Origin of the sequence: Sanguibacter sp. Leaf3 (assembly GCF_001425965.1) — a bacterium.
Taxonomy (GTDB): Bacteria; Actinomycetota; Actinomycetes; order Actinomycetales; family Cellulomonadaceae; genus Sanguibacter; species Sanguibacter inulinus.
In genome coordinates, this window is record NZ_LMRH01000001.1 from 837776 (window position 1) to 858704 (window position 20929).

Consider the following 20929-nt stretch of genomic DNA (forward strand, 5'->3'; position numbering starts at 1 on the left):
GCTGCGCAGCGGTCCTGCGGCCGCGGTGGTCGTCGCAGCCGTGCTTCTCCTGGCGGGGTGCGGCTCGGGCGGACCAGAAGACCCGGTGGCAGACGACACCACCGGAGCGCCCACCTTCGCCAACCCTGTCGCGGACCTCGGCAACGACCCCTACGTGGTCGAGGACGGCGACCGCTACCTCATGCTCGAGGCGCGGTCGAACGGCGAGCTCTGGCTCACGGCCTCCGAGCCCGACAACCTCACCGATCTCTGGTCTGGGACGCGCCAGAAGATCTGGGAGCCGGCGGCCCTCGGGCCGGCGTGCCGGGACGTCTGGGCTCCCGAGATCCACCACGGCGACGGCACGTGGTTCGTCTACCTGGCAGCGACGAGCTGCGACGGGGACAACGCGAACCACCGCATGTACGTGCTCGAGAGCGAGGGAGACGATCCCTTCGGCCCGTACGTCGACCACGGCCAGATCACCGACGAGACCGACCGCTGGGCGATCGACGGCACCGTGCTGGACCACGAGGGGCAGCAGTTCTTCGTCTGGTCGGGCTGGGAGGGAGAGGTCGACGGGCAGCAGAACCTCTACATCGCCCAGATGGACGGCCCGACGTCGATCTCCGGACCCCGCGTGCTCCTCTCGGAGCCGACCGAAGAGTGGGAGCGGCAGGGGATGCCTGTCCAGGAGGGGCCGCAGGTGCTCGAGCGTGACGGTGCACTGCACCTCGTGTACTCGACGAGCGCGAGCTGGACCGACGACTACGCCTACGGCCTGCTCACCCTCACGGGCGACGACGTGCTCGACCCGGCGTCGTGGACCAAGTCCACCGAGCCGGCGTTCTCGAAGACCGCAGACGTCCTGGGGCCTGGGCACGGATCCTTCGTCCTCTCACCGGACGGCCAGGAAGGCTGGATGGTCTACCACGCCACCAGGACGGACGGGTGGGACAGGATGATCTTCGCCCAGCGCTTCACCTGGGGCGAGGACGGCACCCCCGACCTCGGGGTGCCGGTCCCGGCCGACGTCGAGCAGGCGGTCCCGTCAGGGCAGGTCGCTGCCGGCCGTTGACCCCCGCTGCGGTGCGGCCTCTGACGAGCGTCGCGCCGCAGCGTCGGGCTGCGGATGCACGTCAGCGTCAGGCTGCGGACGCACGTCAGCGGCTGACGGCGGCCGCACTTCAGCGTCCGAGGGCGTCCGCGCCGCGGCGTCGGCTGGCAGGTGCGCCCGCCAGCTGGCCACGACCACGAGCAGGCAGCCGAGCGCGACGACGGCCCCGCCCCCGAGCATGATCGGATAGCTCAGGCTGCCCGAGAGCGCCCCGAAGACCGTCGGCACGAAGAACCCGAGATAGCTGATCGAGTAGAAGACGGCGATGATCCCGGCGAGGTCGTCCGGCCCGGCGATCCGTTGCGCCTCCTGCAACCCCGAGAGCATCAGCAGACCGTAGGCGCAGCCCAGCACGCCGGCGGCGAGCACCGTGACCCGCAGGTCGAGGGTGGCCGCCGCCCACGACGCCGTCGCCATCCCCACGACGGTCACGGCCAGCGCGACAGCGACGGCTCTGGACGACCGCGGTGTGTCGACGGCTCGCGCGAGCTGCTGGACGACGAACCCGCAGGAGAGCGCCACGAAGCACAGCAGCCCGGAGAACCCGATCTCGTTCCCCGGCACCTCGTGGGCGACGAGGGCCGGCAAGATCGCGTACGCGCAGGCAGCGACGGCGAAGACCCACGGCGCCATCGGCAGCACGACCCTGAGGAACCGTCGGTGCCGGGCTGCGGGGATGCGCAGGTCGTCACGGAGCCGCCCCGGTGTGGTCTGACGGACCGTGGTCTCGGGTGCGGAGAGCGCCGGGACGATGAGCACCACGGTCACCACGATGTTCACGGCGTAGGGCAGCAGCGTCGGCAGCGGCCCGTACTGGGCGAGGACAGCAGCCACGACGGCGCCGAGGCCGAAGCCTGCGGTCAGGGCGAGGGCAGCACGTCGTGCCCCGGCGCCAGGCTCGCCCGGGTCGGCGACGGGCGGCTGCGAGAGCTCTTTGACCCAGCTGGTCCCGACGGCCATGACGAGCCCGAGCGCGAGCCCGGAGAAGACCCGACCCGCGAACAGCAGGGCGTGCAGGTGCGCGCCCCACGCGATCAGCGCGCTGCCCAGCACGCCGAGCAGCGGCGCGGGCAGCAGCAGCGGACGGCGCCCGTAGCGGTCCGACATCGGCCCACCGACGAGCAGGGCCGGGACGATCCCGAGCACGTAGGCGCCGAGGAGGACGTTGACCGACTGCGCGGAGAGTCCTTCGAGGCGGTAGAGGACGAGGAGCGGTGTGAACTCGTTCCCGCCCCACGCGACGGCGAAGAGGACCCCGCACGCAGCGAGCCAGGCTCGAGGGTGGGTGCCGCGAGCGTTCGCTGCTGTCATCTGGGGGTCCGGCTGGGCGTCGGGCACGGACGGTGCGGTCTGAGGGGCTCCGGGATCTTGGACGGCGTAAGTCTCGTGGCTCGCGTGGGTCGTCGAAGACCTGTGCGCCCAGGAGGCCTGGGTGGGCGAGGGTGTGGTGCCCGTGGTTCCTGTGGAGTCTGTCGTGCTGCCTGCGCCCCTCATCGGCCGAAGATCCCGCGGTGGATCTCGCCGAGGTGAGCAGCGAGCGCCGCCTCGAAACCTGCGGCGTCACCTGCTCCCACGAGGTCGACGAGCTCGGTGTGCTGCGCGAGGATCGCCTCGACGCGGTCCTGCCCCGCGCGCACGGTGCGCGCGGTGATGCGGTGCTGCCTGTCGCGCAGCGAGGAGTAGAAGGCCGTGAGGATGCTGTTGCCTCCGGCGTCGGCGATCGTCTGGTGGAAGGTCACGTCGAGGAGGGCGAAGGTGTCGAGGTCTGCGTTCTCGGCCGCCGCGCGCTGCGCGGCGACGAGCGCTCGCAGACTGTTGACCAGGGCCGTGGTGGCGCCGTCGTCGGCCGTGATCGTGCGGACCGCGGCGGACTCGACCAGGTGCCTGGCCTCGACGACCTCGGCCAGCTCGTCGGGCTCGATCGGCCGGACCAGCGCGCCCCTCTTGGGGAACAGCTGCATCCACCCTTCGGCCTGCAGCCGCAGGAATGCCTCGCGGACAGGGGTCCGGCTCATGCCGAGCTCGTCGGCGACCTCGCCCTCGCTGAGCATCGTGCCGCCGGGGACCGCGCCGGAGACGACCCTGGCGCGGAGCGCCGCGTAGGCCCGCTCAGAAGCAGAAGCAGAAGCAGCGGGTCGGGGAGCTGGCTGCGGGGAGCCGGGCGCGCTCGCGGGCGCGGGGGATGCGGGGGGCATGAGACCTTCTCGGGCTGGCTGCGACGCCGCACGGAGGACTGCGGCGCGTCATAGATACAAGTTGCATCCTACGCTTCGTGCTCGACGCCCCGTGCCTCGCGCGTCCCCCGCCCGAGCGGCCCTTGTGGACAGTGCCCGGGGACCTGCGGTCCGGACCTAGAGTGGTCCGGTGACCACGCCTGAGCAGACCGGACCCGACGCTCGCACCGACGCCCCGGGCAGCGACGCCCCAGGCGCCGGGACCGCGACGGCGGTCGCCCCGACACCGTCCGCCGTCCTCCCCGCGTCGTCAGCCCCGGCGGACCCGCGCGCCCTCGACGTGCTGCACACGGTCTTCGGGTACCCGGCCTTCCGCGGCGACCAGGCGGAGATCGTCTCGACCGTCGTCGGGGGAGGGGACGCCCTCGTCCTCATGCCGACAGGTGGCGGCAAGTCCCTCTGCTACCAGGTGCCCTCGCTCGTCCGCGAGGGTGTCGGCGTGGTCGTGTCACCGCTCATCGCCCTCATGCAGGACCAGGTCGACGCCCTGTCAGCCCTCGGGGTCAAGGCCGGGTTCCTCAACTCCACGCAGAGCTGGGAGCAGCGCAGAGAGGTCGAGGCGGCCTTCGTCGACGGCACGCTCGACCTGCTCTACCTCGCCCCCGAGCGGTTGCGGGTCCCCGAGACCCTCGCGCTGCTCGACCGCGGAGACGTCGCGCTCTTCGCGATCGACGAGGCGCACTGCGTGTCGCAGTGGGGCCACGACTTCCGCCCCGACTACCTAGGCCTGTCGATCCTGCACGAGCGGTGGCCCACGGTCCCGCGCATCGCCCTCACCGCGACAGCGACCGAGACGACCCACCGCGAGATCGCGAGCCGGCTCCAGCTCGAGGACGCACGGCACTTCGTCGCGAGCTTCGACCGTCCCAACATCCAGTACAGGATCGCGTCGAAGAACAACCCGCGCGCCCAGCTGCTCGAGCTCCTGCGGACCGAGCACCCCGGTGATGCCGGCATCGTCTACTGCCTGTCGCGGAACTCGGTCGAGCAGACCGCCGAGCACCTCGTCGCCCAGGGGATCCCGGCCCTGCCGTACCACGCAGGGCTGCCCGCCCACGTGCGCGCGGCCAACCAGTCGAAGTTCTTGCGTGAGGACGGGATCGTCATGGTCGCGACCATCGCCTTCGGCATGGGGATCGACAAGCCCGACGTACGGTTCGTCGCCCACCTCGACCTGCCCAAGTCCGTCGAGGGCTACTACCAGGAGACCGGGCGAGCGGGCCGAGACGGCCAGCCGTCGACGGCCTGGCTGGCCTACGGCCTCCAGGACGTGGTCCAGCAGCGCCGCATGATCGACCAGTCCGAGGGCGACGCCACGCACAAGCGCGCACTGTCGGCGCACCTCGACGCGATGCTCGCCCTGTGCGAGACCGTCGAGTGCCGACGCGTCCAGCTTCTCTCGTACTTCGGTGAGCAGAGCTCGGCCTGCGGCAACTGCGACACCTGCCTCGCGCCCCCGGAGACGTGGGACGGCACCGTCGCCGCGCAGAAGCTGCTCTCCACGGTCGTCCGTCTCGAGCGCGACCGCGGGCAGCGCTACGGCGCGGGCCACCTCGTGGACATCTTGCTCGGCAAGGAGACGCCGCGCGTCACCCAGCTCGGTCACACCAGCCTGTCGACCTTCGGCATCGGCAGCGACCTCTCCGACGGGGAGTGGCGCGGGGTCGTCCGCCAGCTGCTCGCCCGTGGCCTGCTCGGGGTCGACGGCGAGGGCTACGGCACGCTCCAGCTGACGGCCGACTCGGCCGAGGTGCTCTCCGGCGCACGGGAGGTCCGGTTCCGGCGGGAGGCGCCGAAGGCTGCCCGGACCCGGACACGATCGGCCGGCAAGGGACAGGCGAAGGCTGCCGTCGACCTCGACGACACCGCGGCAGCCGTCTTCGAACGGCTCCGCGCGTGGCGCGCTGCGACGGCCAAAGAGGCCGGCGTGCCGGCCTACGTCGTGTTCCACGACGCGACGCTCCGCGACATCGCTGTGCTCCGTCCGACGACGACCGACGAGCTCGGCACAGTCAGCGGGGTCGGCGCCGCGAAGCTCGAGAAGTTCGGCGACGGCGTGCTCGAGGCAGTCACGCCCGTCGGCTGATCCCTTGGCCCAGGCTTCTGGCCCTGTACCGGGTCCCTGGTCTCTGGTGCGCTGACCTGCGGTAGCGCTAGCGGCGACCAGCGGGGATCATCGACGGATGAGAGCCCACGTCGCCGTCGTCCTGTCCGTCTTCCTCGTCGCAGGGTGCTCGGGCGGTGACGGCTCGGTCGAAGATTCGCCATCGGCCACGGCGTCGACGACAGCGGCGGAGTCGACGGCCACCGGCGAGCCGGCCCCGTCGTCGGAGGAGACCACGGCGACCGAGGAACCTGCTCCGACCGAGCCCCCGGCGTCCGTCCGTCTCGATCTCACCGACGACGTGATGCTCGGCCCCGACGAGCTCGAGCCCGTCGGCGAGAGCCGCGGGTCGACGGACCAGGCCGAGACCTGGTTCTTGTCGTCAGCCTGCTCGGTCCCCGCAGCACCGGAGGCTGTCGCCGTGCAGACCGTGTCCCAGGGGCTCTACGAGAGCACGGACCCGGTCGGTCTCCAGACCGTCGCCGTCTTCCCGGACGCCGAGACAGCCTCGGCCGTCGCGGACCGGGTCCGCGCCGCGATGGACGCGTGCGTCGAGACGCCTCCGGGCGACAGCGGGTCGTACAGCGTGGAAGACGTCGCGGTCGGGACCCAGGGTCGTGGTCTGGCCAACAACTACGCCGAGCTCGGCGACCAGGGGGCTGGCAGCTACGCGGCGGTGACCCGCCGGGGCAACGCCGTGACCATCGTGGCGATGCTCAGCGGCGAGGAGTCGGTGGGCAACGCTCGCGACGCAGTCACCTCGGGTCTGACGACGGCCTTCGACAAGCTCTGCTCGTACGACTCCGCTGGTTGCTGACTCGTCCTGAGGAGGCCAGCCCGGCGCGGTGGCTGTCGGCTGCGTGGTGCCTCGGCTCTGGGGATGCTCCGGCTGTCACCGGTCGGTGAGAGACTTCGGGGGTGTTCTCAGCAGCCGACGTATCCCAGCTCGTGGGCTCGGAGACCTTCGCCCGCGGCGAGGAGTACGTCAGTGCTGGGCAGGTCGTCTCGGTCGCGCGGAACGGTGACGGCACGACGATCGTCGGGCAGGTCCGCGGATCGGCCCGCAAGCAGTATGTGACTGTCGTCGAGATGTCGAGCGCCGGAGAGCATGCGACTCCGCGCTACGGGCGGTGCTCCTGCCCGGTGCGCCTCAACTGCAAGCACACGGCTGCCACGCTCCTCGCGTACCTCGACCGACTCACCGCGCAGGCGATCCTGGCCGACGCCGCGGCCGGGGTCGCAACCGACACGGCGGGGGAGCGCGCCGACAGCGGCGCGGACGCCGGAGACCTCCCCGGGACGGACGGTGCCCGCGGGGCTGCCGGCTCACCGGGTCAGGCCGCGCTCACCGCGGCCCCTGCCACGGGTCGCACCACCCCGCGCCGCAGCGCCGAGTGGGAGCGGACCTTCGCGACCCTCCTCACCGAGCCCGACGACACCCCGCCCGTCCCCGGCCGCCCCGGCCGCAAGCCCAAGCCGTGGGACGTGCGCAGCTCCCACGACGTCGGCCTCCAGGTCGAGCTCCTCACCGAGCCGACAGGTCGTTCTTCACGGCGAGCGCTTGCCTCGGTCGACTCGCCGCGCCTGGGGATGCGTCCGGTGACCCGGAGCGCGACGGGGCGCTGGGTGCGGACAGGCATCTCGTGGAGCGAGCTGAGGTTCCTCAACTACCGTCACGGGGCCTACCCGGACGGCCACGTCGACATCTTGCGCTCCCTCTTCGGTCTCGCGATCAGCGTCTCCGACTCTGCCTACTTCTCGGCGCCGACGTGGGTCTACGCGGACGAGCTGCCGAGCGCCGCGCTGTGGGCGCTGCTCACCGAGGCCCGACGCTCTGGCCTGCCGATGGTCCACTCGGACAAGGCGCAGAGCCCCGTCGTCCTCGCAGGTCCCGCCCGCACCCGGCTCACCGTCTCCCGCGGGACGGCGGGACTGGTCCTCGGCGCGGCGATCGAAGCCGACACCACGTCGCTCGACCCCGCCAGCAGGGCTGACGGCCCGGCGGGTGCGTCGGTGGACCTGGCGGGCGCGGGCGAGCTCGGGCAGACCGACGCCGCCGGGCAGGACACTCTCGACCTCGCAGACGCGACCCAGCAGACCGCCGGCACAGCCTCGTCGGCGGCCGAGGCTGCAGGCATGCCCCACGGCCTGACCCCCCTCGACCGTGCGACGACGTCGTTGCTCGGCGAGCCCCCGACGGGGCTCGTGACGTGGCGGGGCCGCCGGGCTCCCACCAAGGAGACCAGGGTGGTGCTCGCCCCGCTCGCCTCGCCCGTCGACCCCCCGGTCCTCGCGCTGCTCGAGCGCCCCGAGCCGCTCACGGTCCCCGAGACCGACCAGCGGCGCTTCTTGCTCCGCGTCCTGCCCGCCCTCGAAGACCGCTTCGACGCTGTCGACCTCGACCCGTCGATCACGCTGCCCGAGCGCCCACGGCCCACGCTGCACCTCGACGTGCTGCACCTGCCCGAGCACGGTCTGCGTCTGACCTGGCAGTGGCGCTACGCGGTCGAGGACGACGACGGCACCACCCACACCCTGCGGTTCGACCTCGGGCCGAGCACCCGGCAGACCGACGCGGGCGTCCGCGACCCGCGGGCCGAGACGCAGCTGCTCGACAGGCTCGCCGGGCGTGCCCCACGCCTGCCCGGCGCGGCCGCCGAGCCACGGCGCGCTGCCGACGACACCGCACGGCTGGCCGACGTGGCCGCAGCCGCCGTCGCCCGCGTGGGACGGACCGAGCTCGCCGACGTCGCCACGGCGCTCTTCGTCACCGACGAGCTCCCGCTCTTGCTGGACCTCGCGCAGGAGGAGACCGACCTCGTGGTCGAGGTCCGCGGCGAGGCTGTGGACTACAGGCGGGCCGACGACGTCGAGATCTCGGTGTCGACCTCGACGCTGCCGGAGACCCGCGACTGGTTCGACCTCGCGGTGATCGTCACCGCGGGTCAGCAGTTCATCCCCTTCGCGGACGTCTTCACAGCCTTGGCCAAGGGCAAGTCGTACCTGCTGCTCGTCGACGGTCTGCACTTCTCCCTCGACGACGAGCGCTTCCACGCGCTGCGCGAGCTCATCGAAGAAGCCCGCGCCATGCAGGACACGATGGGCGGCACGCTGCGCGTCAACAGGTTCCAGGCGGGGCTCTTCGACGAGCTCGAGAGGCTCGGGGTCGTCGGCGGTCAGGCGCAGGCGTGGCGCGAGGCCGTCGGTGCGCTCGCCGGGGGAGCGCGGCCCGGGCCCGTCCCCGCGCCGGCGGGTCTCGACGCGACCATGCGCGAGTACCAGCAGGAGGGGTTCGAGTGGCTCGCCTTCCTGCACGAGCACGGGCTCGGCGGGGTCCTCGCCGACGACATGGGGCTGGGCAAGACGCTCCAGGCGCTCGCCCTCGTCCAGCACGTCCGCGAGACCGCGACGACATCGGAGACCGTGGCGACCTCGCCGGGACCAGACGCCCCCGACCGCCCGGAGGTCGTCGGTGCCGACGACGCCACGGGGACAGGGAGCGCAGACCGGTCGCGGAGCTCGGCTCCGTTCCTCGTGGTCGCCCCGACGAGCGTCGTGGGGAACTGGGCTGCCGAGGTCCGCAGGTTCACCCCCGGTCTGAAGGCCGTGACTGTCACCGAGACCCTGGCGCGTCGTCGCACCTCGTTGTCCGAGGTCGTCGCCGGGGCTGACGTGGTGGTCACCTCGTACGCGCTGTTCCGTCTCGGTTTCGAGGAGTACCGCACACAGGCCTGGGCCGGGCTGATCCTCGACGAGGCGCAGTTCGTCAAGAACCACCAATCGGTGGCCTACCAGTGCGCGCGGCGGCTCGACGCGCCCTTCAAGCTCGCGCTGACCGGGACGCCTCTCGAGAACAACCTCATGGAGCTGTGGTCGATCGTGTCGGTCGTCAGCCCGGGGCTGTTCCCCACGCCCGGCAAGTTCCAGGACTACTACGCCAAGCCGATCGAGAAGGAGGGCTACGTCTCGCGCCTGGACCAGCTGCGCCGACGCATCGCGCCCTTCATGCTGCGCCGCACCAAGGAAGACGTCGCCAAAGACCTCCCCGAGAAGCAGGAGCAGGTGGTCGACGTCGTGCTCAACTCCCGCCACCGTGCGCTCTACGACGCGTACCTGCAGCGCGAGCGCACCAAGGTGCTCGGGCTCGTCGACGAGTTCGGCGAGCACCGCTTCGAGGTGTTCAGGTCCCTCACGGTGCTGCGCCAGGCGAGCCTCGACGTGAGCCTGGTCGACAGCGAGCACGAGAAGGTGCCCTCGTCCAAGCTCGAGGTGCTCTACGAGATGCTCGACGACATCCTCGCCGAGGGCCACAGCGTGCTGATCTTCAGCCAGTTCACGCAGTTCCTCGGCCGGGTGCGGGACCACCTCGACCGCAAGGACGTCGACTACTCCTACCTCGACGGCCGCACCCGCCGGCGGACCGAGACCATCGAGCGCTTCACCTCGGGGGAGACCTCCGTGTTCCTCATCTCGCTCAAGGCCGGTGGTTTTGGCCTCAACCTCACCGCCGCGGACTACTGCATCCTGCTCGACCCGTGGTGGAACCCTGCGGCCGAGGCCCAGGCCGTCGACAGGGCGCACCGCATCGGTCAGACGCGCAACGTCAACGTGTACCGCATGGTCTCGACCGACACGATCGAGGAGAAGGTCATGGCGCTCAAGGCCTCGAAGTCGAAGCTCTTCGCGAGCGTGCTCGACGGTGGAGCCGCAGGTGGGGCGGGTCTGACCGCGACGGACGTCCGCGAGCTCTTGGGCTGATCTGTCACCTCTGCCCGGTACGGACGTAGAATCGGCCGGCGCCACCCGATCGGACGGCCGCCCCCCCCTGCGCAGACAAGGCCTTCTCGACGTGCCGAACGACCTCCCCGATGCTCCGTCCACCCCCTTCGCACCCGAGCCTGGCCCGTCGCACGCCGCGGGTGCTGCTCGTCCGGCAGACGCTCTCGACCACGCGGTGGACCCGGACCCCGTCGACCCGTCGGCGGAGCGAGCAGCAGCCCCCACCCTGCGGCGCGGGCTCAAGGCCCGGCACATCCGGTTCATCGCGCTGGGCTCGGCCATCGGCACCGGGCTCTTCTACGGTTCCGCGAGCGCTGTCCAGCAGGCCGGACCGAGCGTGCTGCTGGCATACCTCCTCGGAGGTATGGCGGTCTTCGTCGTCATGCGCGCCCTCGGCGAGATGACCGTCCGCAACCCCGTCTCCGGCTCCTTCGGCGAGTATGCGCACACCTATCTCGGGCGCTTCGCCGGCTACGTCACGGGGTGGACCTTCGCCTTCGAGATGGCGATCGTCGCGATCGCCGACGTGACGGCCTTCGGCATCTACATGGGCTTCTGGTTCCCCGACGTGCCGCGGTGGACGTGGGTCGCGGCGATCATCTGCGTCATCGCCGCGATCAACCTGCTCAAGGTCTCGGTCTTCGGCGAGGTCGAGTTCTGGTTGTCCCTCGTCAAGGTGGTGGCGATCGTCGCGATGATCGTCGGTGGTGCGCTGATCGTCGTCTTCGGCTTCTCGCTCGCCGACGACGCGCAGGTCGGCGCCTCGAACCTCGTCGACCACGGCGGGTTCTTCCCGAACGGCCTCGGCGGGTTCCTCGCCTGTTTCACGGTGGTGATGTTCGCCTTCGGCGGCATCGAGACGATCGGCATCTCGGCCGGCGAGGCCGACCGCCCGGCGCAGGTGGTGCCCCGGGCGATCAACACCGTGCCCGTGCGCATCCTCGTGTTCTACGTCTTCACGCTCGCGATCCTCATGATGCTCTCCCCGTGGGACAAGATCGGCGACGACGGCAGCCCCTTCGTGCAGATCTTCGACGGGCTCGGCATCCCCGCGGCCGCGCACATCCTCAACGCCGTGGTCATCACCGCCGCGCTGTCCGCGATCAACAGCGACGTCTACAGCGCCGGCAGGATGCTCTTCGGGCTGTCCAGGACGGGCAACGCGCCAGCGTCCTTCGGCAAGGTCTCCAAGAACGGCGTCCCGTGGATGACCGTGGTGCTCATGGCCGCGACGCTCACCGTCGGGGTGGTCCTCAACGCCCTCGTGCCCGACGACGTGTTCCTCGTCATCGCCTCCCTCGCCACCTTCGCGACGGTCTGGGTGTGGCTCATGATCCTCGCGTCCCACGTCTCGATGCGCCGCAAGATCGCCCGCGGCGAGCTGGGACCGTCGGAGTTCCCCGTGCCGTTCTGGCCCGTCGCCCCGGTCCTCGCGATCGTCTTCATGGTCGGGGTCGTCGTCATGCTCGGCGTGACCGAGGCGACGCGGGTCTCGCTCGTCGTGGGTGTCGGGTGGATCGCGCTGCTGGGTGTCGCCTACGCGGTCGCCCGACGCCGGACGGCACGCGCACGCGTCTCCGCCTGACGCTCCACAGCCGCCGCACAGCCACGGCCCACAGGTGCCATAGACCCGCTCCGTAGAACAGGTGTCGACACCGACCGACAGACACCTGGAGCCCACCGTGCGACGTCCCGCCCGCCTCACCGCCCTCGCCCCCCTGCTCGCCCTCGCCCTGGTCGCCGGGTGCTCACCCACGAGCACAGCCGGGACGTCGACAGAGTCGCCAGGCCCGACCAGCAGCACCAGCAGCACCAGCAGCGCCGAGACGGAGACCGTCGCGACGACCGTCGCCGACGCGACGGGTGACGTCGCCGCCGACCACGACGAGGCCTCGGACTACGAGTGGGACACCAGCGCCGAGGTCGCCGTCTCGCTCGACGGTGACACCGCGAGCTCTGACAGCGCCGCCGTCGTGGTCGACGGCAGCACCGTGACGATCACGGCCTCGGGCGCCTACAGGCTCTCGGGCGAGCTCACCGACGGGCAGGTGGTCGTGGACTCCGCGGACGACGGCGTGGTCCGGCTGGTCTTCGACGGCGTCGACATCGCGAGCTCGACGTCCGCACCTGTCGTGATCACCGACGCGGGCAAGGCGATGATCGTCCTCGCGGAGGGCTCGACCAACAGCGTCTCCGACGCCGACACCTACGTGTACCCCGACAGCGCGACCGACGAGCCCGACGGTGCGATCTTCTCGACCGCCGACCTGACGATCACCGGGACCGGTGCGTTGACGGTCGACGCGAACGCCGGCGACGGCATCGTCAGCAAAGACGGTCTCGTGATCTCCGGCGGCGACCTCACCGTCACCGCGACCGACGACGCCGTCCGCGGCAAGGACTACGTCGTGGTCAAGGACAGCGAGCTCTCGAGCCCCACGATCACCGCCACGGCGGGCGGCGACGGGCTGAAGTCCACGAACGTCGACGACACGACGCTCGGCTACGTGTCGGTCAGCGGCGGCACCCTCGACCTCACGACCGACGGTGACGGCATCCAGGCCGAGACCCACGCGATCGTCTCCGGCGGGACCCTCAGCATCGTCGCTGCCGGAGGGAGCACCGGGACCGTTCTCGCCGACGTGTCGTCCAAGGGGATCAAGGGCACGGCGAGCGTCCGCGTCTCGGGCGGGACCGTGGACGTCGACTCCGCCGACGACGCCCTGCACTCCGACGGTCAGGTCACCGTCTCGGGCGGGGCGCTCACCCTCGCGAGCGGTGACGACGGCGTCCACGCCGACGGCGCGCTGACAGTCTCCGCGGGGACCGTCGTGGTCCGTGCCTCCTACGAGGGTCTCGAGGCCGCGAGCATCACGCTGAGCGGCGGAGACCTCGACGTCACCGCCACCGACGACGGCATCAACGTCTCCGGCGGGACGGACTCGTCGGGCACCGGCGGCCCCGGAGGGATGGGCGGCGGAGGAGGGATGGGCGGCGAGGAGACCTTCACAGCCGACGCAGAGACCTTCTTGCTCGTCTCGGGCGGCACCCTGACGGTCGACGCGGGCGGTGACGGTCTGGACTCGAACGGGTCGATCAGCATCACCGGGGGCACCACGACGGTCGACGGTCCCACGGACGGCGGCAACGGGGCGATCGACGCGAACAGCGGCGTCGAGGTGAGCGGGGGAGTCCTCGTCGCGGCGGGCAGCGCCGGCATGGCGGTGTCCCCGGCGGCGTCGTCACCGCAGGCGTCGACCATGGTGGTCTTCGACGCAGCCCAGCCCGCCGGGACGACGGTGAGCCTCGTCGCCGAGGACGGGACCGTCGTCGCCTCCTACACCCCGACGAAGAGCTTCCAGACCGTCGTCTTCTCGACACCCGACCTGGTCGCCGGAGCCACGTACACGATCACCTCCGGAGGGACGGTCTCGGGCGACGAGGTCGACGGGCTGGTGCTGGGCGGGACCCTCTCGGGCAGCACCGACGCGGGGAGCGTCACCGCCTGAGGCCCGCGGTGCCGGGGCCGGCGGTGAGGACCGTCACCCCCGGCCCCGACGGACCTGGCATAGGGTGGAGGCATCCCCGCAGCGCGCACAACCGCGCCGACAGGTGCCTGCCAGCACGTGCACGCACCACCGCACCCGGGGACCGACCTGAGGAGGTGACGACCATGGAGCCAGCGAGTTGCAGTCCGAGCGACCTATCCATGGCGTCGGTGCTCCCAGGCACTCTGCGGCCCTGACAGCTTCTGACCTCCCCGCCGCGAGGCGCGGGCAGCCCAGCACTGGCGCCTGACACGTGAGCACCGCGCGAGAGACCTCTGAGACCACCGAGTCTCCTGAGTCTTCGTCGCGGAGCCCGTCGTCCACACCACCCGCGCCGCCGAGCGACCTTCCTCTGCCGCGCGTGAGCTGCCCTGACGTCTACGCCCTCCCCGGGCGCTGGCGGCACAGCGGCTGACGTGCCCAGACGACCCGCCGGTGGCCCCACCCGAAGTGGAGTGCCCCAGTGCGCCAGAACACCACCCCCACCCCCCGCACCACGACCGACCTGCGCGACGTCCTCGTCGCCTCGACCGACGCCGCCGTCCACGTGTGGCTGCGTGACGTCGCCGGGTCGTGGGACCGGACCGAGCAGGTCGACGACCTCACCGACGCCGAGGTCCGCCGCCTCGTGGCCCTCCTCACCCCGGAGACGTCCCGAGAGCTCTTCGACTCGATCGACACCAGCTCAGTCGTCACAGTCCTGAGCGTCTTGTCCCCGGCCGTCGGCGCCGGGCTCCTCGACTCCCTCGACCACGACAGGTCGGCCGAGATCCTGCGCAGGCTCCCTGCCGACGAGCGCCGCGACGTCCTCGACCGCACCGGAGCCGTCCGGTCGGCGACGCTGCGCGGGCTGCTGGCCTGGCCCGACGACAGCGCAGGCTCGCGGATGGACCCCACGGTCGTCTCGGTCACCCAGACGATGACCGTTGCCGAGGCCGTCGAGACCATCCGTGACCAGGCCCGGACCGCGACCCTGGACAACGACGAGGTGCTCGTCACCGCCCTGCCCGACCACAGGCTCGTCGGGGTCGTCTCCTACCTCGACCTCGTGCTCGCCGAGCCGGGGGTGGTCATCGGCGACCTCATGGACACCGATGTCGTGTCCGTCGGTGCGCTCGCCGACCAGGAGGTCGCGGCGCGGCTGCTCACCGAGCACGACCTCTCGGGCATCCCCGTCGTCCACGAGGGCGAGCTCGTCGGGGTGATCTCCGTCGAGGACGTCGTCGACATCCTCGACCAGGAGATGACCGAGGACGCCGAGCGTCAGGGAGGCTCGTCCCCCCTCGCGGTGCCGTACCTGCGGGCCTCGCCGCTGCGGCTGTTCCGCAAGCGCATCACCTGGCTGCTCATGCTCTTCCTCGCCGCCATGTACACCGGCACGGTCATGGAGCACTTCGAGAGCGAGCTCGAGGGCGTCGTCGCACTGATGTTCTTCGTGCCGCTGCTCATCGGCACCGGGGGCAACACCGGCACGCAGATCACCACGACGCTGATCCGCGCGATGGCCATGGGGCAGGTCCGCATGCGCGACATGTTCCGGGTGGTCCGCAAGGAGATGGCGACGGGGGTCCTCATCGCGGCGACTGTCGCCTCGGTCGCGTGGGTCCGGGCGCTCGTGCAGGGCGTGGGGACCGACGTCGCGCTGACGGTCTCGCTCTCCGTGGTCGCGATCGTCCTGTGGACCTCGCTCGTCGCGTCGGTCCTGCCGCTGGTCATCAAGAAGGTCGGGATCGACCCCGCGGTCGTGTCCGGGCCGCTCATCACCACGGTGATCGACGGCACGGGGCTCATCATCTACTTCTCGATCGCCCGCGTGGTCATCGACCAGCTGGGCTGAGCCGTCGGCTGAGCCGGTTGGCTGAGCTGTCTGCTCAGACCAGCTGGCTGGGCCGTCTGGTCCGAGCCAGCTGGACTGATCCTTCTGGTCGGTGCGGCCCCCCTGGTCAGAGCGGACCGCACGGTCAGCCCAGGGCGCCTGCTCAGCGCAGGACGGCCGCGACCCCGAGCAGGACCGGCAGGGAGCCGATGGTCGTCACGAAGATCGCGTCGCGTGCGAGGGTCTCGCCGCGCCTGTACCGCTGGGCGTAGTTGAACACGTTCTGCGCTGTGGGGAGCGCGGCGAGGGCCACGACCACGAAGAGCTCCTGGTGGTCGAGGTCGAAGAGCAGCACCCCGGCGGTCCAGGCGACGGCAGGCATGAGGAGGAGCTTGATCGCCGAGGCGAGCACGGCGTCCCGGCGGTCCGACCCCTGCTCGAGGACCTTCTGGCCGTGCAGCGAGATCCCGTAGGACAGCAGCATGAGCGGCACAGCGGCGCCCCCGATGATCCGGAACGGCTCCATGAAGGCCTCGGGCGGCGTCACGTCGAGCAGGGCGACGAGCAGCCCGAGGGCCGAGCCGATGATGATCGGGTTGCGCAGCGGACCCGTCGCGAGCCGTCCGACGCTCACCCGCCCCTGCTGGGCGGCGTCGAGCACGGCGAGGCCGAGGGGTGCGAAGAGGAGCAGCTGGACCAGGATCACCGGGGCCACGTAGGCGGGGTCTCCGAGCACGTAGACCGCGACGGGGATCCCGATGTTGTTGCCGTTGACGTACCCGGCCGAGAGGGCGCCGATGACGGTCTCCGCCACACCACGGTGCCAGAGCAGCCGGGCCACCAGCCCGTAGACGGCGAAGCTCGTCGCGGCCGCCAGCAGCGAGACGACCAGGAGGGGCGAGAAGAGCTGACCCACCTCGGCGTCGGCCAAGATCGTGAACAGCAGGCTCGGCGCCAGCACGAAGAAGACGAGCCGCGCGAGGATGGGCCGGGCGTCAGGGCCGAGCAGCCCGATCCGTCCCACGACGTACCCCACGGCGATGATCGCGGCGATGATGGCAAAACCTGTGAGGACTCCGAGCACCCGTCTATCCTGCCTGCTCCAGACGCCTCCCCGTGCGCCGGTCCGGCCGTCAGTAGATCTCGAGGACTAGCACCTCGTACTCGAAGCCGTCGAGCACGTCGGCGGCGTGCTGGGCGGCCGCCACCGTCGCGACGCCAGCGTCGGGCGCCTCCCCGGGGACCTCGAAGACCGTCGCGGTCTCGGTGACGCCAGGTGTGCCGACGGCACCGAGGGCGTCGGCCATGCCGAGGATCGACTCCAGGTCGAGCTCGTCGTGGACCGTGATGCGGGCGAGATACGTGGCCATGAGGCCATTCAACCCCAGCCCTCCGACACCCTCCGCGGCTGTCCACAGGGTCCCCGCGACGCGTCGGACCTGCGACGTAAGGTGGTCGACGTGCAGCCAACCTTCGCCTCTGACAACTACGCCGGTGCCCACCCCGAGGTCCTCGCGGCCCTCGCCGACGTCGGGGCGGGTCACGCCCGGGCCTACGGCGCCGACCCGTGGACCACGCGCCTGGGAGAGGTCGTCCAGCGTCACTTCGGCCAGCAGGCGCTCGCCTACCCCGTCTTCAACGGGACAGGTGCCAACGTCGTGAGCCTCATGTCGATGCTCCCGCGGTGGGGCGCTGTCATCACCTCGCGCTACGCGCACATCGAGAACGACGAGAACGCGGCGCCGGAGCGCGTCGGCGGGCTCAAGCTGCTCACCGTCGACACCCCCGACGGCAAGCTCACGCCGGAGCGGATCGACGAGCAGGCGTGGGGCTGGGGCGACCAGCACCGCGCCCAGCCGCTCGCCGTGTCGCTGACCCAGTCGACCGAGCTGGGCACCGTCTACACCCCCGACGAGATCCGGGCGATCACCACGCACTGCCACGAGCGCGGGATGCGGGTGCACATGGACGGCGCACGCATCGCGAACGCGGCGGCGGCCCTCGGCACCAGCCTGCGTGGGATCACCACAGACGTCGGCGTCGACGTGCTCTCCTTCGGCGGCACCAAGAACGGCCTCGTGCTCGGCGAGGCCGTCGTGGTGCTCGACCCTGACGCTGTCGACGGGGTCGACTACATCCGCAAGATGACCATGCAGCTGTCCTCGAAGATGCGCTTCGTCTCCGCCCAGCTGCTCGCGATCCTCGACGGTGACCTCTGGCTCCGGTCTGCGGCCCGCGCCAACGCGATGGCACGCCGGCTGCGGTCCAGGCTCGACCTCATGATCGAGGAGGGGCAGGCGCCGGGGCTGTCCTTCTCGCAGCCGACCGAGTCGAACGGGCTCTTTGCCGTCCTCCCGCGGGCCGCGGCAGACAGGGTCCGCGAGCAGTTCGCCTTCTACGACTGGGATGCCGCCCGCGGCGAGGTCCGCTGGATGTGCGCCTTCGACACCACGGAGGAGGACGTCGACACCTTCGCCGAGACGATCGGCCGCGAGCTCAGGGCCGAGCGCGACGCCTGAGCTTCACACCCCGCGCTCCCGCAGCCGTGCTGCGTCGGTCCGGCGCTCGCCGCGCCGGGTCACGGCCTTGAGGGCCTCGACGAGCAAGAACACGACGACCGCGAAGCCGAGCGTCATGCCCCACTCGCGCAGACCGATCGGCGCGGAGTCGAACCACGAGTTCATGAACGGCACGTAGGTGAACACGAGCTGCAGGGCGATGAGGGCGCCGGTGGCGATCCACACGACAGGGTTGCCGCGCAGCACGCGGGGCGTGAGGCTCGACTGCCCGATGAACCTGCAGCTGAACAGGTAGGCGAGCTGGCCGAGGGCGAGCATCGTCACTGCCGTGGTCTGGGCGACGGCGGTCGACGCCCCGGACTCCCGCTGGATGAAGAACACCGCGAGGGTCGCCGCGCCGATGAGCACAGACACCACGACGACGTACCGCAGCGACGAGGCCGAGATCACGGACCCGCCGGGCCCGCGCGGGGGCCTGGACATGATGCCGTCCTCGGCGGGCTCGTAGGCGAGCGCGAGGGAGAGCGTGACGGCGGTGACGAGGTTGACCCACAAGATCTGCACGGGGGCGAGCGGCAGCGTCAGGCCGAACAGCACCGCGACGAGGATCACGAGGGACTGCGCGCCGTTCGTGGGGAGCAGGAACACGACAGACTTGCGGATGTTGTCGTAGATCCGCCGACCTTCTTCGACGGCACGCTCGATGGTCGCGAAGTTGTCGTCGGCCAGGACGATCTCAGCAGCCTCCTTGGTCGCCTCGGTCCCCTTGATGCCCATCGCGATGCCGATGTCCGCCCGGGTGAGCGCCGGGGCGTCGTTGACGCCGTCACCGGTCATCGCGACCACCTCGCCGTGGGACTGGAGGGCCCTGACGATCCTGATCTTGTGCTCGGGGCTGGTGCGGGCGAACACGTCGACCTCGCGGACCCGGGTGCGCAGCTCTTCCTGGGTCATGGCCTCGAGCTCTGCGCCGGTCAGGGCGCGGGCGGCGTCCGGTCCCTGGACGATCCCCAGCTCACGGGCGATCGCGACGGCAGTCCCGATGTGGTCGCCGGTGATCATCTTCACGCGGATCCCCGCGCGGTGGCAGTCGGCGATCGCCTGGATGGCCTCGGGTCGCGGCGGGTCGACGATCCCGACGAGACCGAGCAGCACGAGGTCGGACTCTGCGTCGTCTGCGCTCAGCGTCGTCGCACCGGAGACCGCGACCCTCTCTGCGGCGGCGAGCACGCGCAGCCCCTGACCACCGAGCTCGTCGATGGTCGCCTCCCAGCGTGCCCTGTCGATCGGCACCGGGGTCCCGTCGCTGCCGCGCTCGTGGGTGCTGCGGTCGAGGAGGCGGTCGGGGGCGCCGACCACGTGGACGAGAGTGCGGCCGTCGGCGACCCTGTCGAGGGTCGCCATGTACTTGGTCGACGACTCGAAGGGCAGGACGGCGAGACGTTCGACCGCTGACGGGTCGACGCCGGCCTTGCGGCCGAGGGTCGTGACAGCCCCCTCGGTCGGCTGGCCGACGACCTGCCAGTGCCCGTCGACCTCGACGACCCTGGCGTCGTTGCAGGCGACGGCGGCCTCGACGAAGGCGCGCAGGTCCGCGTGCTCGGCGAGGCTCGCGTCGCCGCCGTCGGCTGTCGTGACACGGCCGTCAGGGGCGTAGCCGAGGCCCTCGACGGTGTAGGTGGCCTCGGCGGTGACGACGGTGCGGGCCGTCATCTCGTTCTTGGTGAGTGTGCCGGTCTTGTCCGAGCAGATCGTCGTGACAGAGCCGAGCGCCTCGACGGCCGTGAGCTTGCGGGTGATCGCGTTGCGGCGGGCCATCTGCTGCACACCGAGGGCGAGCGTCACGGTCACCAGCGCCGGGAGGCCTTCGGGGACCGCGGCGACGGCGAAGCCGATCGCGGCCGAGACCAGCTCGGGCAGCTCGAAGTCGTGGATCACGCGCCCGATGACGAGCATCACCCCGGCCATCGCGAGGATCCCGAGGGACAGCACCTTGCCGAAGGACGCGAGCTGCTTCGACAGCGGCGTCTCGAGGTGGTCGACCTCGCCGATGAGCGACTGGATGCGCCCGATCTCGGTCTGGGCGCCCGTCGCGGTGACGACCCCGACGCCCTGACCGACCGCGACGATGGTCCCGGAGTAGAGCATCGTCGACCTGTCGCCGATCCCGGCGTCTGGTCCCACGGCCTCGAGCTGCTTGGCTGCCGGGACGGACTCGCCTGTGAGCGCAGCCTCCTCGACCTGGAGGTTCGTCGCCTCGAGGAGGCGCAGGTCTGCGGGGACCCTGTCCCCGGACCTCACGCGCACCACGTCACCGGGGACGAGGTCTTCGGCGTCGACGACCTTCCACTCCCCGTCCCGCAGGGCCTGGGCGTCGAGGGACAGCATGGTGCGGATCCCGTCGAGGGCCTTCTCCGCCTGCCCCTCCTGGAGGAAGCCGACAGCCGCGTTGATGACGGCGACGGCGAGGATCACCGCGAAGTCGACCCAGTCGCCGAGGATCGCCTTGAGGACGGCCGAGGCGAGCAGGATGTAGATGAGGATGTCGTCGAAGTGCCCGAGCAGCCTGCGGATCGCGCTGGTCTTCTTCGGCGCTGGCAGCCGGTTCGGGCCAGCGGTCTCGAGCCGGCGTGCGGCGTCGTCTGCTGAGAGGCCACCCGCAGTCGCGTCGAGGTCTGCGAGCACGGCGTCGGGGGACGAGGCGAAGGGCAGACGTTCGTCGGCGGTCTGCCGGGGGCTCGGGGGGTGTGCTGGGGACGTGGTCGACATGTCATCACCTGACCGGATCGAGAACTGTTCCTCGATGATCCTCCCACGCCCTCTGCGGCCCGGC

General features: G+C 71.2%; 13 protein-coding genes. 8 read left to right on the top strand and 5 right to left on the bottom strand.

Annotated features, from left to right (window positions below; genetic code table 11):
* The first annotated feature begins 85 nt into the window (after positions 1–85).
* Complete coding sequence (locus ASG53_RS03580) at positions 86–1057, top strand: glycoside hydrolase family 43 protein (protein WP_162246130.1); 972 nt, start codon at positions 86–88, stop codon at positions 1055–1057.
* On the opposite strand, the gene ASG53_RS03585 is transcribed toward ASG53_RS03580, so the two are convergent.
* Together ASG53_RS03585 and ASG53_RS03590 are read right to left on the bottom strand one after the other, a co-directional pair.
* Complete coding sequence (locus ASG53_RS03585; protein ID WP_082543869.1) at positions 1031–2407, bottom strand: MFS transporter; 1377 nt, start codon at positions 2405–2407, stop codon at positions 1031–1033. The two genes, ASG53_RS03580 and ASG53_RS03585, sit on opposite strands and share 27 nt — an antisense overlap.
* Before the next feature lie 179 nt (positions 2408–2586).
* Entirely contained in the window at positions 2587–3291 is a 705-nt protein-coding gene (locus ASG53_RS03590) for a GntR family transcriptional regulator (protein WP_082543754.1), read from the bottom strand.
* A 169-nt stretch (positions 3292–3460) separates the two neighbouring features.
* Here ASG53_RS03590 and recQ point away from each other — a divergent pair, with 169 nt between their 5' ends.
* The 6 genes from recQ (at position 3461) to mgtE (ending at position 15598) form a co-directional block, all read left to right on the top strand.
* A complete protein-coding gene (gene recQ / locus ASG53_RS03595; RefSeq protein ID WP_442983364.1) occupies positions 3461–5416 on the top strand; it encodes a DNA helicase RecQ in 1956 nt (651 codons plus the stop codon).
* 97 nt (positions 5417–5513) lie between these two features.
* The gene (locus ASG53_RS03600) at positions 5514–6251 is read left to right on the top strand and encodes a sensor domain-containing protein (protein ID WP_056128604.1); all 738 of its coding nucleotides are present in this window, start codon (positions 5514–5516) and stop codon (positions 6249–6251) included.
* Between the two features lie 101 nt (positions 6252–6352).
* Positions 6353–10192 carry a DEAD/DEAH box helicase gene (locus ASG53_RS03605; RefSeq protein ID WP_156382650.1) on the top strand — a complete coding sequence of 1280 codons (3840 nt, stop codon included), beginning with the start codon at positions 6353–6355 and terminating at the stop codon, positions 10190–10192.
* A gap of 196 nt (positions 10193–10388) precedes the next feature.
* On the top strand, positions 10389–11798 hold the full coding sequence (locus ASG53_RS03610; RefSeq protein WP_056130592.1) for an amino acid permease: 1410 nt from the start codon (positions 10389–10391) through the stop codon (positions 11796–11798).
* 97 nt (positions 11799–11895) lie between these two features.
* Entirely contained in the window at positions 11896–13722 is a 1827-nt protein-coding gene (locus ASG53_RS03615; protein ID WP_056130596.1) for a carbohydrate-binding domain-containing protein, read from the top strand.
* A 502-nt stretch (positions 13723–14224) separates the two neighbouring features.
* Complete coding sequence (gene mgtE / locus ASG53_RS03620) at positions 14225–15598, top strand: magnesium transporter (RefSeq protein ID WP_056128610.1); 1374 nt, start codon at positions 14225–14227, stop codon at positions 15596–15598.
* 142 nt (positions 15599–15740) lie between these two features.
* Here mgtE and ASG53_RS03625 read toward each other — a convergent pair whose 3' ends face one another.
* Together ASG53_RS03625 and ASG53_RS03630 are read right to left on the bottom strand one after the other, a co-directional pair.
* Positions 15741–16661 (bottom strand): AEC family transporter, encoded by a 921-nt coding sequence (locus tag ASG53_RS03625; protein ID WP_056128613.1) that lies wholly within the window; start codon positions 16659–16661, stop codon positions 15741–15743.
* A 49-nt stretch (positions 16662–16710) separates the two neighbouring features.
* A complete protein-coding gene (locus ASG53_RS03630; protein ID WP_056128616.1) occupies positions 16711–16947 on the bottom strand; it encodes a hypothetical protein in 237 nt (78 codons plus the stop codon).
* A gap of 90 nt (positions 16948–17037) precedes the next feature.
* Between ASG53_RS03630 and ASG53_RS03635 the strand changes: the two genes are divergently transcribed.
* On the top strand, positions 17038–18096 hold the full coding sequence (locus ASG53_RS03635; protein ID WP_156382651.1) for a threonine aldolase family protein: 1059 nt from the start codon (positions 17038–17040) through the stop codon (positions 18094–18096).
* A 3-nt stretch (positions 18097–18099) separates the two neighbouring features.
* On the opposite strand, the gene ASG53_RS03640 is transcribed toward ASG53_RS03635, so the two are convergent.
* Positions 18100–20865 (bottom strand): cation-translocating P-type ATPase, encoded by a 2766-nt coding sequence (locus tag ASG53_RS03640; RefSeq protein ID WP_056128619.1) that lies wholly within the window; start codon positions 20863–20865, stop codon positions 18100–18102.
* Positions 20866–20929: the final 64 nt, after the last annotated feature.